Annotated in this window: 20 protein-coding genes; 15 read left to right on the forward strand and 5 right to left on the reverse strand. The window is 65.6% G+C overall.

Translation table 11 applies throughout. The features are described 5' to 3' along the window. The first annotated feature begins 70 nt into the window (after nt 1–70). The 11 genes from ACFR99_RS05000 to ACFR99_RS05050 all read left to right on the forward strand — a co-directional run bounded on the left by ACFR99_RS05000 (nt 71) and on the right by ACFR99_RS05050 (nt 8,401). Nucleotides 71–457, forward strand: a complete 387-nt coding sequence (locus ACFR99_RS05000; RefSeq protein ID WP_390284952.1) for a DUF5789 family protein — start codon at nt 71–73, stop codon at nt 455–457. A gap of 107 nt (nt 458–564) precedes the next feature. Next, the gene (locus ACFR99_RS05005) at nt 565–1,176 is read left to right on the forward strand and encodes a translation initiation factor IF-2 subunit beta (protein ID WP_390284954.1); all 612 of its coding nucleotides are present in this window, start codon (nt 565–567) and stop codon (nt 1,174–1,176) included. Nucleotides 1,177–1,295: 119 nt separating this feature from the next. Continuing rightward, nucleotides 1,296–1,928 (forward strand): HAD family hydrolase, encoded by a 633-nt coding sequence (locus ACFR99_RS05010; RefSeq protein WP_390284956.1) that lies wholly within the window; start codon nt 1,296–1,298, stop codon nt 1,926–1,928. A 43-nt stretch (nt 1,929–1,971) separates the two neighbouring features. Continuing rightward, complete coding sequence (gene cbiB, locus ACFR99_RS05015) at nt 1,972–2,937, forward strand: adenosylcobinamide-phosphate synthase CbiB (protein WP_390284958.1); 966 nt, start codon at nt 1,972–1,974, stop codon at nt 2,935–2,937. Nucleotide 2,938: 1 nt separating this feature from the next. Beyond that, nucleotides 2,939–3,697, forward strand: coding sequence for an adenosylcobinamide-GDP ribazoletransferase (cobS, locus tag ACFR99_RS05020; protein WP_390284960.1), 759 nt, complete (start codon nt 2,939–2,941; stop codon nt 3,695–3,697). After that, nucleotides 3,697–4,281 carry an NTP transferase domain-containing protein gene (locus tag ACFR99_RS05025; protein WP_390285393.1) on the forward strand — a complete coding sequence of 195 codons (585 nt, stop codon included), beginning with the start codon at nt 3,697–3,699 and terminating at the stop codon, nt 4,279–4,281. The genes cobS and ACFR99_RS05025 overlap by 1 nt, the downstream gene beginning before the upstream one ends. Continuing rightward, a complete protein-coding gene (gene cobT, locus ACFR99_RS05030) occupies nt 4,282–5,295 on the forward strand; it encodes a nicotinate mononucleotide-dependent phosphoribosyltransferase CobT (protein WP_390284962.1) in 1,014 nt (337 codons plus the stop codon). Beyond that, nucleotides 5,285–6,349, forward strand: a complete 1,065-nt coding sequence (locus tag ACFR99_RS05035; RefSeq protein ID WP_390284964.1) for a pyridoxal phosphate-dependent aminotransferase — start codon at nt 5,285–5,287, stop codon at nt 6,347–6,349. Before cobT ends, ACFR99_RS05035 begins: the two co-directional genes overlap by 11 nt. Continuing rightward, on the forward strand, nt 6,342–7,136 hold the full coding sequence (locus ACFR99_RS05040) for an adenosylcobinamide amidohydrolase (protein WP_390284966.1): 795 nt from the start codon (nt 6,342–6,344) through the stop codon (nt 7,134–7,136). The genes ACFR99_RS05035 and ACFR99_RS05040 overlap by 8 nt, the downstream gene beginning before the upstream one ends. Before the next feature lie 26 nt (nt 7,137–7,162). Continuing rightward, nucleotides 7,163–7,582: a DUF8009 family protein gene (locus ACFR99_RS05045; RefSeq protein WP_390284968.1), complete on the forward strand. Its 420-nt coding sequence runs from the start codon at nt 7,163–7,165 to the stop codon at nt 7,580–7,582. 57 nt (nt 7,583–7,639) lie between these two features. Further along, a complete protein-coding gene (locus ACFR99_RS05050) occupies nt 7,640–8,401 on the forward strand; it encodes a fumarylacetoacetate hydrolase family protein (protein WP_390284970.1) in 762 nt (253 codons plus the stop codon). A 125-nt stretch (nt 8,402–8,526) separates the two neighbouring features. Here ACFR99_RS05050 and ACFR99_RS05055 read toward each other — a convergent pair whose 3' ends face one another. Further along, the gene (locus ACFR99_RS05055; protein ID WP_390284971.1) at nt 8,527–9,375 is read right to left on the reverse strand and encodes an arsenite methyltransferase; all 849 of its coding nucleotides are present in this window, start codon (nt 9,373–9,375) and stop codon (nt 8,527–8,529) included. Beyond that, nucleotides 9,368–9,742 carry an ArsR/SmtB family transcription factor gene (locus tag ACFR99_RS05060; protein ID WP_390284973.1) on the reverse strand — a complete coding sequence of 125 codons (375 nt, stop codon included), beginning with the start codon at nt 9,740–9,742 and terminating at the stop codon, nt 9,368–9,370. The genes ACFR99_RS05055 and ACFR99_RS05060 overlap by 8 nt, the downstream gene beginning before the upstream one ends. A gap of 266 nt (nt 9,743–10,008) precedes the next feature. On the opposite strand from ACFR99_RS05060, the gene ACFR99_RS05065 reads away from it, so the two are divergent. From ACFR99_RS05065 to ACFR99_RS05075, 3 genes are all read left to right on the forward strand, one after another. Next, entirely contained in the window at nt 10,009–10,521 is a 513-nt protein-coding gene (locus tag ACFR99_RS05065; protein ID WP_390284975.1) for a YkgJ family cysteine cluster protein, read from the forward strand. A 122-nt stretch (nt 10,522–10,643) separates the two neighbouring features. Further along, nucleotides 10,644–12,743, forward strand: a complete 2,100-nt coding sequence (locus ACFR99_RS05070) for a hypothetical protein (RefSeq protein ID WP_390284977.1) — start codon at nt 10,644–10,646, stop codon at nt 12,741–12,743. A 70-nt stretch (nt 12,744–12,813) separates the two neighbouring features. Then, a complete protein-coding gene (locus ACFR99_RS05075) occupies nt 12,814–13,098 on the forward strand; it encodes a translation initiation factor eIF-1A (protein WP_076580984.1) in 285 nt (94 codons plus the stop codon). 205 nt (nt 13,099–13,303) lie between these two features. Here ACFR99_RS05075 and ACFR99_RS20350 read toward each other — a convergent pair whose 3' ends face one another. Next, nucleotides 13,304–13,477 carry a hypothetical protein gene (locus ACFR99_RS20350; RefSeq protein WP_465260891.1) on the reverse strand — a complete coding sequence of 58 codons (174 nt, stop codon included), beginning with the start codon at nt 13,475–13,477 and terminating at the stop codon, nt 13,304–13,306. Between the two features lie 98 nt (nt 13,478–13,575). Next, a complete protein-coding gene (locus tag ACFR99_RS05080; protein WP_390284979.1) occupies nt 13,576–13,767 on the reverse strand; it encodes a hypothetical protein in 192 nt (63 codons plus the stop codon). Between the two features lie 202 nt (nt 13,768–13,969). Here ACFR99_RS05080 and ACFR99_RS05085 point away from each other — a divergent pair, with 202 nt between their 5' ends. After that, a complete protein-coding gene (locus ACFR99_RS05085) occupies nt 13,970–15,058 on the forward strand; it encodes a TSUP family transporter (protein WP_390284981.1) in 1,089 nt (362 codons plus the stop codon). Nucleotides 15,059–15,117: 59 nt separating this feature from the next. Here ACFR99_RS05085 and ACFR99_RS05090 read toward each other — a convergent pair whose 3' ends face one another. Next, nucleotides 15,118–15,816, reverse strand: a complete 699-nt coding sequence (locus tag ACFR99_RS05090) for an SDR family NAD(P)-dependent oxidoreductase (protein ID WP_390284983.1) — start codon at nt 15,814–15,816, stop codon at nt 15,118–15,120. Nucleotides 15,817–15,912 lie beyond the last annotated feature (96 nt).

A 15,912-nucleotide genomic window follows, 5' to 3' on the forward strand; every position in this document is an offset into this window, starting at 1 on the left:
GGGGCAGAACGGTCGGTCCCACGCGAGCGCTGGCCGGCCGCTTTTCTGACCGGTCACGATACCACCACCGATGAGCAACGAGCAACCGGATCGCGACCGCGTGCAGGATCGTGCCGAACAGCGTCAGTCCGAGCGAGCCGACCACACCGAATCGATCTTCGACGCCGTCGAGCGCGACCTCGGCGAGCTCGAGTATCCAGTCACCAGCGAAGAACTCGCCACAGAGTACGCCACCGAGCCGATCGACATGCCAAACGAGACGGAGTCGCTGGGCAGCGTCTTCGACCGACTGGCCGGCGAACAGTACGACTCACCGGAAGAGGTCCGCGAGGCTGCCTACGGCGAGGTCACCGGCGAGGCCGGCAGTCCCAACGAGGCCAACCTCGAGCGAGATCTCGACGAACTGGACGACGAGAACGGAGGATCGATCAGCGAGCGCGGAGGCGGCACGAACTAGTCCTGCCGGGCCACCAGCCCGGTGTCTCCGCGTGACGATCGATCGCCACACTGGGGGCTGATCGTGATAGCAGAACGGATTTACGTCCCCGTCACCACCTCTCGTGTATGGATTACGAATCGAGTCTCGACCGAGCGATGGAGGACGTCCCCGACATCGGGGGCGACGAAGAGCGACTCCAGATCCCCGATCCGGAGACACAGAAAGACGGCGCGTTCACGCGCGTGAAGAACCTGGACGAGATCGCCGACGTACTCTCGCGGGAAACTGAGCATCTCCACCGGTTCATCCAGCGCGAACTCGGGACCAGCGGCAAACTCGAGAACGGCCGCGGCCGGTACAACGGGACCTTCTCCCAGCAGGACTTCGACGCGGCGATCGACGCCTACGTCGACGAGTACGTCCTCTGTTCGGAGTGTGGCCTGCCGGACACCCGTCTGGTCCGCGAGGACCGGACGCCGATGCTGCGCTGTGATGCCTGTGGGGCGTTCCGCCCGGTCACCAAGCGCTCGACCAGCAGCCAGCAGCAACAACAGCAAGACGCCGTCGAGGAAGGTCAGACCTACACGGTCGAGATCACCGGCACCGGCCGCAAAGGCGACGGTGTCGCCGAGAAGGGCAACTACACGATCTTCGTCCCCGGCGCCGAGGAAGGCGACGTCGTGGACATCTACATCAAGAACATCTCGGGCAACCTGGCGTTCGCCCGCCTCGACTGAGACGGATCCCTGTCCCGAGTGACCGGCGTCGTCCGCGCTTCGAATCGTTATCGTCGACGCTGTCACGCCGTCGTCCGCGGACCGCGAAATTAAAGTCAGGTTGTGCTAGTCACATTACTGTGGGAGTATCGTTCGACCTCTTCGGGACGCTCGTGACCGCCGACCGGCCGGCCGATCCGGCCGCAGCCGTCGCGACCGAACTCGAGAAACGCGATGTTACGGTTCCCGACGACTGGGCCGACGCCTATGCCGAGGCCCACGTCGATGCACCCGACGGCGCGGAAGTGCCGCTGCCGGCACACGTCTCGCGTGCGCTCGCGAGCCGCGGCGTCGACTACGAACACAACGCGGCCAGACGCGCGGTCGTGGCAGCGTTCGATCCGACAGTCGAGACCAGACCGGGGGCGCTCGAGGCTCTCGAGGCCGCTCGAGAGTACGGACCGGTCGCGATCTGTTCGAACTGTAGCGTCCCCGAACTGGTCGGCCGGACGCTCGTCCGCTCGGACTTCGAGCGCGACGACTTCGACGCGATCGTCACGAGCGTCGGCTGTGGCTGGCGCAAGCCCGCCCCCAAAATCTTCGAACTGACGGCCGAGGAACTCGACGCTGCCCCCGACGAACTGGTTCACGTCGGTGACGATCCCAAGGCTGACGGCGGCATCGAAGCCGTCGGCGGGATAGCGCTGCTCCTTGAGGAGACCCCGCTCGCGGACGTGCCGTCGCGACTGGCGACGCTTGCAGCGCAGTCATGAGCACGCGAGCACGAGCCGTCGGTACTCCGGAGGTGACAGTGGCGTGCTGACGGCGCTTGCGGTCATCGGACTGGCGGTCAGCCTCGATCTCCTGTTCGGCGAGCCGCCGACCGCTGCCCATCCTGTGGCGTGGTTCGGCCGACTCGTCGGCGCGCTCGACCGGGACTGGAGCGAGACCGAACGCGGCCAGCGACTGGCCGGCGTCGGCATCGCCGTCCTCGCACCGCTCGTCCCCGCCGCCGTCGCCGGCGGTGTCGTTCTCGGTTCGACAGCGGTTCATCCGCTAGTCGGTGGTATCGTCGCCGCCGTCGTCCTCTTTTTGACGACCAGCATCCGCTCGCTGCTCGAGCTGACCCGGACCGTCGTCGCGGCAACCGACGGCGAACTCGCGGACGCTCGCACGCAGGTCCGGGGATTGGTCGGCCGTGACGCCTCGACGCTCTCGGCCGCCGAACTTCGCAGCGCCGCCGTCGAGAGCGCCGCCGAGAACCTCGCCGACGGGCTGGTCGCGGCGTTGCTCCCGTTTGCCGTCCTCGCACCGGTTTCGCTGCCGGCTGCCGCAGCGGTTGCTGCGTGGGTCAAAGGTGTCAACACGCTCGACTCGATGCTTGGCTATCCCTCCAAGCCCGTCGGCACCGCGAGCGCGCGTCTAGACGACCTCGTGATGTACCTGCCCGCTCGGATCTCGGCGGCCGCGATCGCCGTCGCCGCAGTCGATCCGACTGCGCTCGTCAGCGCTCGAGCGTGGGCACAGGTACCACCCTCGCCCAACTCCGGCTGGCCGATGGCGACGCTGGCCTGTGCGCTCGCGAGCCGCCTCGAGAAGCCGGGCGTCTACACCCTCAACCCCGACGCAGAGCTGCCGACGCTGGCCGACGGCGAGCGAGCCGTCTCGCTCGTCGGCCGGGCGGCCGGCATCTCGATCGTCATCGCTGCTAGCCTCGTCGTGCTCGTGTCGGCAGGGCTGGGGCTCGAGTCGAGTCCGTTCGCGGAGGTGTTGCTGCCGTAGTATGATCAGCCGCTCGCTCGGCGCGGTCCGCGGAGCACTCGGTTTTCTCACGCGGCTCCCGGTCGGCTACCGCGAGGGTGACTGGGACGCGTTTCGAACGACGCCGGCGGCGTTTCCGATCGCCGGCTTCGTCGCGGGCACGCTGGCGGCGGTTCCGTTGCTCGCTGCGGAAACGCTAGCGGCCCCGACTGTCGCATTCGGCTACCTGCTGTCGGTGTACGCCGTCGCGGGAATCCACCATCTCGATGGCGTCGCGGACCTGGGGGACGCGTTAGTCGTCCACGGCGACAGCGAGCGCCGCCGCGAGGTGCTCAAGGACACGACGACCGGCGTCGGCGCGCTGCTTTCGGTGTCGATCGCCGTCGTCGCGCTGGGGCTCGGCGGCCTCGGACTGGCCGACCTCCCCGTCCGTGCAGCGATCGTCGTCGCGGTCAGCGCCGAGGTCGGAACCAAACTCGGGATGGCCGCGCTGGCTTGCTTTGGCGACGCGATCGCCGAGGGAATGGGAAAGCAGTTCACCGACGGTGCCACCGCTGGGTCGTTTCTCGCACCCGCAGCAATCGCCCTCGCCGTGGTTGCCCTCGTCCGGCCACCGCTCGCCGCGGTCGCGCTCTGTGGGGCCGTCGCTGGCGTCGGCCTCCCCTGGTACTGGGCGAACCGCTATCTTGGAGGGATCAACGGCGATATCTTCGGCGCGGCCAACGAGATCGGCCGCATCGCCGGCGTCCATCTGGGGGTGATCGCGTGGACGCTCTCGTGATGTGCGGCGGGAAAGGCACGCGCCTCGAGAGCAGCCACGAAAAGCCGCTGCACCCGATCGCCGGGACGCCGATGGTCGACCACGTCCTGTCGGGCCTTGCGGCCAGCCGGCTCGAGACGATCTATACCGCCGTCTCGCCGAACGCGCCGGAGACGCGGGCGCATCTCGAGGAGACCGATGGCGTGACGACGATCGAGACGGCCGGCGACGGCTACGTGGCCGATCTGATGGGCCTCCTCGAGCGACCCGACCTCTCACCACCGATGCTGACGGTCGCAGCGGATCTGCCGCTGCTCGAGGCTCCAGTCGTCGACCGCGTACTCGCAGCACATGGCGACAGCGATGCTTCGCGGACCGTCTGCGTCCCCGTGGCACTCAAACGACGGCTCGGCGTCAGTATCGATACCCGACTCGAGTCAGCCGACCACCTCGCGCCGACCGGGGTCAACGTCGTCGGCACCGCATCCGATTCCACATCCATGATCGACGTACACTACGACTCGCGACTTGCAGTGAACGTGAACCGGCTCGAAGACGCACGGATCGCAGCCGATCGGCTGTCCCGGTCGGCGGAGGGCCGCTAGATGCGAGTCCTGCTTGCCGCCGGAACGACCGAGACGGCACTGATCGACGGCATCAGCGCTGCCGGGGCCGCCCCCGAGCTGATGGCACACACGCCCTCGGCGGACGTCGAAATCCTCACCTACGGCGAGCCGACCGCGTCGCCGGTGACACCGGTGAGTCCGACTGGCTGTCCGACGCCCGCGGCCGTGACCCGCGCGGTCCGTGAGGTCGTCGACTTCGAACTGGCAGTGATCGACGCGGGACTCACCCAGTCGACGGCCGCGCCGACGGTCGACCTCGGCGTCCAGCCGGGTGTCGATGTCCGCGAACAGGCGGCCGTCCCGGACGCGAGCGCTGCGTTCGACCGCGCCTACGACTTCGGCGCGAGCCTGCCGGACGACGAGGTCATGATCGGCGAGACGGTCCCCGGCGGGACGACCACCGCACTCGGCGTCCTCACCGCGCTCGGCGAGCCGGCTGGCGTCTCCTCGTCGCTGCCCGAGAACCCGATCGAGCGCAAGCGCCAGGTCGTCGACGAGGCGCTGGCCGAAAGCAACCTCGAGCCGGGCGACTGCGACGGCGCGCCGCTCGAGGCGATCGAAGCGGTCGGCGACCCCGTCCAGCCGACGGTGACCGGGATCGCCGCCGGCGCGCTCGAAAGCGGCACTGACGTGACGCTCGCCGGCGGCACGCAGATGGTCGCCGTCGCGGCCCTGTTGCGCCATGCCGGGATCGACGCGGACCTGTCGATCGCGACCACCTCGTTCGTCGCCGACGAGCAGGGCGACCGACTCGCCGAGACCTGCGATCGGCTCGACTGCGAGCTGACCGTGACCGATCCCGGCTTCGACGCGGGCGACCACGTCGCCATGGAGCGCTACTGCGCCGGCGAGGCCAAGGAGGGCGTCGGGATGGGTGGCGCGCTCTCGCTGGTCCCCGACGGCCGGATGGGCGAGGTCCGCGAGCGACTCGAGACTGTCTGTGACCGCCTCGGCATCGAAGCCGACGCCGCAGAGGGCAACAGTGAACCCTGACGCGATCCGCGCCGGCTCGCGAGTGCCCCACGGCGGCGAGACAGACCGCGACGTGCTGGACTTCTCGGCCAATACCAATCCCCGGACGCCGGACGGGGTCACAGACGTGTATACGGCCGCACTCGAGGAGTCCCGTCGCTACCCGGACGACGACTACCCCGCCTACCGGGACGCGGCGGCGTCGTTCGTCGGCTGCGAGCCCGAGCAGGTGATCCCGACGCCCGGCGGCCTCGCCGCGATCCGGCTGGCGATGGAGAGTACCCTCGAGCCCGGCGACGAGGCGCTGGTGCCCTACCCGAGCTTCGGCGAGTACGCCCGCGAGGTCCGGCTGCAGGGGGCGACGCCACGGTTCGTGCGCTACGACGACTTGCACGAACTCGGCCCCTCGGTGCTCGAGCCGTGTGCGCTGGCGGTGGTCTGTACGCCGAACAACCCGACCGGTGACGCGATCGATCGGGACGCGCTCGAGACGCTTGTCGATCGATGTGCGGACGCCGACACGACACTGCTGGTCGACGAGGCGTTTCTCGGCTTCACCGACCGGCCGTCCGCGGCCGAACTGGGCCGCGACCACGTTATCGTCGCACGTTCGCTGACCAAGCTGTTCGGCCTACCGGGGCTCCGTGCGGGCTTCGCCGTCGCACGCGGCGAGCGGCGAGACGCGCTCGCGACTGCCCGCCGCGCGTGGTCGCTCGGCACGCCGGCCGCGCGCGTCGGCGCACACTGCCTCCGACAGGACGAATTCGTCCGCGAGACTCGCGAGCGCGTCGAACGCGAGCGCGAGCGGATGTCCGCAGCGCTCGAGCAACGATTCGACGTGCACGAATCGGACGCGCCCTACCTCCTCTGTGACGTCGGCGACCGCGACGTGGCGACGGTGATCGCCGACGCGCGAGCCGCCGGCGTGGCGATTCGGGACGCGACGACGTTCCGCGCGCTCGACTCGCACGTCCGCGTCGCGATCAAGGATCAGCCGGCGAACGACCGGCTGCTGGGCGCACTGGGCGTGGGTGTCGCTGACGACGGGGCAGTCGAGCCCCACGACGATGACTGACGCCGAGTCGGCTTACCGCGCGATCCGACGGGACGGCGTCCTGCAGGTCAGTCGCCCGGACACCGAGTGGCTCTCGACCGGCTGGAACGGCGGCCGCTGTACGGCGGACTGCGCGTACAACGTCTCGGTCCCCGAGGGTTGGGAGCGGACCGACCTCGGTGCGTACGTCGACGAGCGCCTCGAGCGCGCGGAGTTCGAACCAACTGCAGCTGACGCGACCGGGCCGGCGCTGCTGACCGGCGTCGACATCGACGACGCTCGTGGTGCGCGCTGTGGCCCGGTCACGGCCTACGCGACTGCCGGGGTGTCGAACCCTGCCGCGTTGCCGATGGAGCCCGAACCCGGCAACGACGCGGACAGCGACATGGATGACACCGATGTGTCGGGACTCGAGCCCGGCCGCGGCACCGTCAACGTCATCGTCGGGACGACGCGGGCGCTCGCGCCCGGCGCGCTGGCGAACCTGATCGCGGTCGCCGCGGAGGCGAAGGCGGCAACGCTGCTGTCCGAAACCGGCTTTCCGGGGACGACCACGGACGCAGTCGTTGTCGGTCACGACCCGGCGGGCCAGCCGGTCGACTTCTCCGGCAGCGGAACCGCGGTCGGCGCGGCGACGCGTGCCTGCGTCCGGGATGCCGTTCGGGCGTCGCTTCGCGCTCATTACACGGATACTGAGATGACCCCGCCGGCGTCGGTCGCCGACGCAACGTACGGCGTTTCGACCGACGCTCGAGCCGCGGTCTTTCGCCCACCAGCCGCAGACGAAGCCGTCGAACCGGAGTCTTAAACCGCCCCGATTCGTATCAGCGTTCGATGGCCGCAGACGACGATCCGACAGCGATCCGCTCGCTCGCGCTGTCGCCAGCGGACGCCGCGGACGCCTACGTCTACAGTCAGGAGAATCCCGGCGAAGCCGTCCTCCGAGCGACGCCGCCGTTTCACGGCCGGATGCGTGCCCGTATCCACGTCTACCACGTCGACGACACCGAGCTAACCGGCGCGGTCCACGTCTCACCCGCGACCATCATCGAAGACGATGTCGTTGCCGACTATCCCGACCTCGAGTCGGCGCTTGCCGACGTGGACGACCCGGACGCGGCCGACGAACTCCGCGAGCGCCACGCCGAGGCTGTCGAAGAGTGGCAACAACGCGCTCGCGAGTCGATCGTCGACAGCGTCACGCTCGAGACCGAAGACGGCCCCCACCGCGTCGAGGTCAAGACGCTCGGATAGGGCTTGAGCCAACCGGAAACCGGTATCACTAATTCTCCGGACTCGAGAGCGCCGATAATGAAACTCGCGCGGATCGCGACGGACGATGGACCGGTCGCCGGACGGTACGAGGACGGCGTCGTGCACACGGACGATGGCGTCTACGAGGTTGGAACGGACGCGGACTTCCTGCCGCCTTGCGAGCCGTCGGCGCTGTACTGTGTCGGACGGAACTTCGCGGCGACGATCGACCAGATGGAGTACGAACGGCCCGACGAGCCGGACTTCTTCATCAAGCCACCGGCGTCGCTCGTCGGTCACGAGGACCCGATTCCGTATCCGTCGTTCAGTGACGAGGTGACCTACGCCGGCGAGCTCGCAGCCGTGATCGATGAACCCTGTCGCGATCTCTCCGAAGACGAGGTCCCGGAGGTCGTCCGTGGCTACACGATCATGAACGACATGGACGCGCTCGACCAGGGCGGGCGCACGCCCCGCAAAGCCTTCGACGCCTCCGGCCCGCTCGGCCCGTGGATCGAAACCGCCGTCGATCCGACCGAGATCGACATGTACACCGACGTGGCCGGCGAGCGCCGCCAGGAAGCCAACACTGAACTAATGTTGTTCGATCCATACGAGATCATCTCGCACCTCTCCCGGCGCGTCACCTTCCGCCCCGGCGACGTGGTTTCGTTCGGCAGTCCAGCGAATCCCGGCCTCGTCGAACCCGGCGACACCGTCGAGATCACCTACGAGGGCGTCGGCACGCTCCGGAATACCGTCGTCGACTCGAGCGAGCGCGAACGGCTGGCGCTCGAGGGCGAGACGGTTCGGTCGTAGCGTCTCGATCAGACGACAGTTGGGTGCGCTCTGGCTTATTTGGTATTCGCTGTGGATAATACCTGCCTACTCGTTCGCTTTGCCTCGGCTTGCAGGCACCGACTCTACGACCCAGCTCACGAGGCTCAGTAGGTTGGTTTCTTGCCTTCGATGGTCGCAGAGACGATGTAGTCGCTGACATCCCGTTCCTCGTCCCAGTCGCGGATGAACGCCTCACTCTCCTCTTTGGGGTCGATCGATATCGCAGTGAAGCCCACGTCGTCCAGTATCGATTCGAGTTCGGAGATCGGTGACGCGCCTGCGACACACCCGGCTACGGAAGCTGGATTCTGCTGGACCGCTTCCGGGAACTGTGTGGTTTGCACGACGTCAGAGATAGCGAGCCGTCCCCCTGGTCGAAGCACACGAAATGCTTCGCTGAACACTTGTGACTTGTCCGGCGAGAGGTTCACAACGCAGTTCGATAGAATCACGTCGACGGATTCATCAGCGACTGGGAGGTGTTCGATCTCACCGAGTCGAAATTCCACGTTCGTCGCGCCGTTCTTTGTGACGTTCTCGCGAGCCTTCTCGACCATCTCCGGCGTCATATCGACCCCAGTGACGAGACCGTCCGAACCGACTTCTCGAGCGGCGAGGAAACAATCGAACCCCGCTCCGGAACCGAGGTCGAGAACGGTCGCGCCGTCTTCGAGACTCGCAATCGCGGTCGGGTTGCCACAGCCAAGACCCAAGTTGGCACCGGATTCGACGGCATCGAGCTCCTCGTCGCCATAGCCGAGCAAGCGCGACTGATCCTCGTACTCCTCGCTGTCAGAGCTGTTACTGCTACAGCAGGAACTCGCTCCCGTATCGCCACAGCAGGACGATGAACTGGCGGCGATCTCGCCGTATCGGTCTCGCACGATACGCCGCTGTTCCGCTGGGCTCAGCTCGTCGGTGTCGACGTCCGTCGACGATGTCTCGTTAGTCATCGGTAGTCGTTCTCGTTTCATCGAGTACATTCAGCAGTCGTTCGGCCCGTGATGTCGCACTGTAGTATCGCCATCGTCCGTCCTTGCGCCGCGTGACGAGTCCTGCAGCATACAGCCGTGAGAGGGCTTGACTGACCGCTCCCTGACTGACACCAAGGGCGGGCTCCAATTCACAACCGCAGGCACCGTCATCAGCCGCCGCAATAAGCCGAAGTGCCTCGTACCTGGTCTCGTTCCCAATCGCAGCGAGCGTCTGGATGTCGGCTGCCAGTTCCTGCTCGGTCAGGGAGTGGGCAGCGTCACGACAGCAAGACGGCTGTTGAGACGAGAATCGAGTCGAGTCATCGTTCGGTTTCTGTTCCCCCATTTTAGCAACTACTAATATTAGCTCGAGCTAATATACTTGTTGCGGTCGCGTGCTGTCATATCGATTGCTTGTCCGTCTCGAGCGTGACTGCGGGAGTGGCCACTCTCGGCTGTGAATCCGTACGCGCTATCTCGTTGATCCGCGATAAACGATCCAGTGGAGAGCAGCCCGAGCGGTGGTGTCTTGTTCGGTGACAGGCTGGTCGAGAACGCAATCCGAAACGACGTGTAGAAAGGCACTTGGCGACGACCACCCACCCACGACACGTGAGCGCTGACGCCCCGCGACACGTCGAAGTCTACCCCGGCCGCGAGGCCGTCGTCGAGTTCGATCCCGAGCTCACCTTCGAGTGCGTCGACGACTGCACGTGGTGTTGCCATCACGGCGTGCTCCTCTACGATCGGGACCTCCTCGAGTTAGCCAAGCGAGCCAATCTCGCCGAGACCACGACCGAGTTCCGCGGCGAGAAGTTCGTCACCCGCGAGGGCAAAGACCGCGACGACCACATCGCCGAGGACGGCTCGGCCTGTGCGTTCCTGCGCGAGGACGGACTCTGTTCGCTGCATCTCGAGGAAGACTGGAAACCGACCCGGTGTTCGGTCTTTCCGCTCGGCGTCTGGCTCGAGGACGGCGACCTCCACGTCGACATTCGTGACTCGGCCCACGACCACTGTGAGGGCTTGAACGTCAGCGAGCGGCGGGTTATCGACAACCTCGAGGCCTTTTTGCCGGAGTTGCTGTGGGACCTTGAGAACCCCGATTCGGACCGCGAACTGTAGGTGCGTCGGGAGCGGTCAGTACAGAAGCTTATTGAGAAGATAGTTCCACACAGCGGTATGGTCAGCACAGATGTCTTCGTGTGCGTATCGACGGTTGGGTTTCAGAAGAGGGACGATAACTCGTGACCGATGACGACGCGTTCGACGTGGATCGCCGGACTGTCCTCGGCACACTCGCCGGCATCGGTGGGACCGCGCTGGCCGGTTGTTCGGCGTTCGAACGCGAGAGCGACGGCCAGACGAGCCAGGTCGACGACGAACGAGCTCGAGAGTTGGCGACGGAATTCGCCCCGACACTGTACTTCGACGTTCACGAACCGTGGTTTCCGACGGACCCACGGCCCTACGCCAGTGAGCTCGACGGCGAGACGATCGTCGACGGATTCGATGCCTTCGACGGGTACCACGAACAATACAGCGAGGGACAGCCACCGGATCCGACGGTGTTCTACAACGCCGTCGAGTACGAGGAGTCGCCCCTTGCCGTGGTCCAGTTCTGGTTCTACTCGGTGTTCGACCAGTTTACGACCAACTTCCACTGGCACGACTGGGAAGTATTGCACGTCTTCGTCGACACGGAGACCGGCGAGCCACAACTGTACGTCGCCAGTTCCCACTCCCGGAAGGTGCCGAACAACGAGTTCCTAGATCCGGATCCGGCGATGGTGCCGCGCATCCTCTCGGAACTCGGCTCACACTCGAGTACGCTTTCGGTCAACGACGTCCCGGATCGCTTCCAGCGGGTCGCCATCGAGGACTTACTGGCGGACATCACGAACACGGCGATCGAGGGTATCGCGGACCTCGCGGACCTCGAGATCCCGCTCGCGTACGGACTGCCGCGAGACGAGGGATCACGGCTTCCCTACCTCGTCCCGGAGTACGAGGGCGTCCCGATCTACGAGCACGAACGCTTGCCCGCCGTCACCCGCGAGTCGCTGGTCGACGACGACTTGACGGTCCGATCGTACGATGCGCTGACGTCGCCGCCGACAGGGCTGCCGACGCGCGAGACGGGGCTCGTCTTCCGACACCGCGATCGGGAGGCTGACGCCGATGTCGAATACGACCTCGTTCCGAGCAGGGAAATCGAACATATCGCGGCCTTCACTGGACCGCAGTTGAGCTTCGAGTTCGCCGTCCCCGACGTGGTCGAAGACGCCATCGCCGGCCACATCACGACGACGGGGACGCCGTGGACTCAGCCACGCTACGACAATCCGGCGGCCGACATCTCCGTTCCCAACCACCGGACGGCACTGGCCGGCCGCTACGACGCCATCGGCGAGGCGGCGCCGATAAACAGCGTGATCACCCGCGTTACGGAGGCGGTCACAACTGACGATGCGCCGGAGAACGAAGGACTGACCACGACGGAGACGTCGCTCGAGTCGGTCGTCTTGCTGGAGAGCGATCCCGAGGCTGTCCCGACGTTCGGTGGTATTGCGGTCGTACAGGACGTTCCGGCCGGCGATCATCGGCTGACAGTCAACGGTGCGGGCCGCACACCACACAGCGAACACGTCGCCGTGTCGGACGACGGAACACCGACAGCAGCCGGCGTCGACGGCGAGATTCCGCTGGTTGCCCGCGATCGTGCGACGAAACTCGAGATCGGCGGCGAGAAGACCGCAACCGATCTCTCGGCGGTCGCCGTCGAAGACGATTTCGCCGGTCGGCTGTACGAGTCGTCGGTAGACGGAACCGACGCCGTCTACGTCCACACTGGCGGGGCCTATACGACAGAGGTTCGAGACAGCGACGACGCCATCGGCGCCTACCGGGTCAACCCGACTCCTGAGAACGAGTCAGCGGTCCGTATCGAGCGCCCCGAGACGGGCAAAGCATCGCTTGCGACGTTCGTGGCGGATATCGCCGAGGAAACACGAGCGGCAGTTGCGGCGCATCGCGACGATATCGATGATGATGATGACCAGGACAGCGGGTCGTCGAACGCCGTCGAGGGACTCGAACGCGCCCTCGCAGCCGTCGTCGAGGCCGCACGAAAGGCCGCCGAGCGGGCACGCGACAGCGAGCGAGACACTGCCGACAAGCAGCTTACCACCGTTGCTGAGCGCCTCCAGAGGGTCGAGCAGCGTCTCACAGAGGCACGTAGTGACTTGTCGGAGCCCCTCTCGAACGCGGCGCAAAACCGGATAGAGCAAGCTGATCGACGCACGGAACAGGCTCGGAACGCCGACAAACTCTCCTCCGTCAGGTGAACGTCCGCAGTACGAGTCACGATACCATGACTCTCCAATCCTTTAAACGTCTGCCCCACGTAGATAAGCTGTGACAGAAGACTCCGGGCGACGGAACCTCCGTATGCCCAACAGCGATGAAGTATTCGCCGTCGTAACCGAACACCTCGGTGGCAATCACGTTCAGCTCCGGTGTGAGGACGGCAAGGAACGGCTCGGCCGCATTCCCGGGCGCATGAAATACCGCACCTGGATCGAGCAAGACGACATCGTCGTCGCCGAGCCTTGGGACTGGCAAGACGAGAAGGCCACCATCGAGTGGCGCTACACCGGCCAGGACGCAGATCAACTGCGTCGCGAAGGCCACATCGATTGAACCTCGGTAGCGGATCTGATTACTACTAGATTTCTGCGTCGTGATCGATTACCTATAGTAGCCACTGAACGTCATTGCACACCTGATCGCACAGCCCTCGTGCGATCAGTGTGTAAACCGTTTCAGTTGTTACTATAGAGCGACTGCGTTCACTCGTCTATCACTCCGGCGAGGCCAAAAATCGGCCGTCCGAGGTGCTCGAGGACTAACAGAAGTATACCCAGTAGGTATGACCGTCCGAGCACGTGACCGTCGTGTGTTCGCCGAACGCCGCGACCGAGTGCCGTACTTTCAGCTCCGTCTCCTCACTGGGGAGTGAAACGCTCGCTTCGTCTCCGCAGTGGGGGCAGGTGACTGCTTTCGTTGCGACTGTTTGCATCTTCGATCAGTATGGTACCATACGGCACAGCGAGGCATAACCGTTGGTAACGATCGAGCCGACAGTCACGAACGTGGTCCGAAAACCATGCGCGGTCGTTATTCCCGACTGCCGAGGCGCGCGTCGACGCGCATCTCGACGTAGCGGTCCGCCCACGTCTCGCTATGAGTCCAAAGCGCCTCGAGTACGGTCGCGATGAGTCCGTCCGTCGGGGCGTGGTCGACTGCGTCAGCGCCGTCATCTGTCGCAGACTGCTCACCCGGTTTGCGGGGCCCTTCTGGAAAACTCATTGTGAGAGAAGATAGCATGGGTGGCGTAATAAATATTGAGGAAATTTTCGCCGAGGCAGTCGAATCGAGCCCCGGCGCGTGCCGGCTGTTTTCGAGCCGACTGACACGGAACCGCCCGCTGTCGCCACACGAACGGTTCACAGGGAGCGGCTAGACGAAAATACTCTTATTTCACCCTTCCAAAAGCAGCGCTCACGGCTCAATGACAGCCTCATCGGTTTCGCGGATTCAGAAGACGTTCCTGAAGTATCAGCACCTGTTCGTATTCCTCGCACCACTGGCGTTCATCGTCGGCGTTTACCTCTTTGCACCCACGCCGGCAGATGCTGGCGCCGGTTACTGGCTCGAGTACTGGTGGCTATTCATCGCGTTCGTCATCGGCGCGACGATCGTCAACACCGTCGGGATCAGCGGCTCCGCGCTGTTCGTCCCGTTTCTCATCTTCGTCTTCCCGCTGGTTGCGTATCCTCTGGAACCGAATACGCTGGTGAAGATCGGTCTCATCAGCGAATCCTTCGGCCTCTCGAGTTCTGCACTCGCTTTCATCCAGTACGGTCTGGTCGACCGGCGACTCGGCACGGCGCTCGTTCTCGGTGGCATTCCGTTCGTCGTCGGCGGGGCACTGCTTTCGTTTGTCATCCCCGAACCGCTGTTCCACGCGCTGCTCGGGCTCGCGCTGCTCGCGGCGTCGTACCTCCTGTTCCGGGCTGATCTCGGCCACGAGGAACCCGGCGGCGGCTCCGGCGGCGAGACGGTCGCAGCCGACGGCGGCACCACTGGTAACCTGCCGAACGACGCCGCCAAACTCGGCCCGGCAGGTGTCGAAACGGACGAAACTGGCACCGTCACTCGAGTCGACCGCGACGGGAACGACTACAGATACTCCCGATCGGGGTATCTCGAGCGATTCGCAAACTACAGCGTCGGCGGCGTCTTTCAGGGGCTGGCTGGCTTCGGAATCGGCGAACTCGGCATCATCTCGATGCTCCGGACGGAGGTGCCCGTCCGCGTCGCCATCGGAACGAACCACATCGTCGTCGCGACGACAGCCGTGCTGGCCTCGATCGTCCACGTCTTCGGCGGCGGGCTGGTTCCCGGCGGCCACACGATGGACCTCGCGTCGACGCCCTGGAACATGGTCGTCTGGACGGTCCCCGCGACGACGCTCGGTGGACAGATCGCACCCTACGTCTCGGCGACGCTGGATACGGGGACGATCAAGAAAGGCGTCGGCTGTCTGTTCGCGATCATCGCCGTCGCGCTGTTCCTGATGGCTTTCGGCGGGTTCTGAGAGCGCAGGCTCCACGTCAAGGGCCGATTCGCCAACCATCGCGACGGCGTGACTGCCGTTCAGCGAGTCGCCTTTTTCCACGCACCCAGTCCGACGACGTCGCCGTCCAGCATTGCGGGATCCGCTTCGGTCGCCGCCCAGACGAACATCGGCGCGACCGATTCCGGATCGCGGCCGTGCCCGCCGGTGAGTTCCGTCGCGACGATGCCAGGATCCAGACACCCTACGACGTACTCGGTATCGGCGGCGAAACCACGAACGACCGCTTCCGCCGTCGCCTTCGAGATGGCGTAGGAGCCGTAGCCCGCTGTACCGTCACTGGCGACCGACCCGGTCGGAACGAGAACCCGTGCACCATCGTTCAGATGCGGAATCGACTCGCTGATCGTCGCGTACACGCCGCGGCCGTTCGTCCGTACGTGGTCGTCGAACGCGGCATAGGATTCGTCGTCGGTCGGTGTGTGACCGGCCTCGCCGTGATAGACGCCCGCCGCAGCAACGACGATATCGATGCCGGCCGTCTCACCTGCCTTCGAAGCGATACCGGCCAGCCGTTCCACGTCGTATTCGTCCCGGACGTCGGTTCGGCAGCCGTCAGCAGTCGCACCCGTCGCCTCGAGTGCGTCAATAGTCGCCCCGACTTCGTCGGCGTCTCGGGCGCCGACGGCGACGGTTGCCCCGTCGGCCGCGAACGCGTCGGCGACGGCGCGTCCGATGCCACGCGTCCCGCCGGTCACAACAGCTGTCAGTCCATCCATACGTCCTCTACGGGGCCAACGCACAGGAATACACCGGTCGGTTCATTCATGCTTGACGATACGAACGGCGCGTCCCGGTCCGGCACCCTCACTGAT

Origin of the sequence: Haloarchaeobius amylolyticus (assembly GCF_042678045.1) — an archaeon.
In the GTDB taxonomy this organism is placed as follows: domain Archaea; phylum Halobacteriota; class Halobacteria; order Halobacteriales; family Natrialbaceae; genus Natrinema; species Natrinema amylolyticus_A.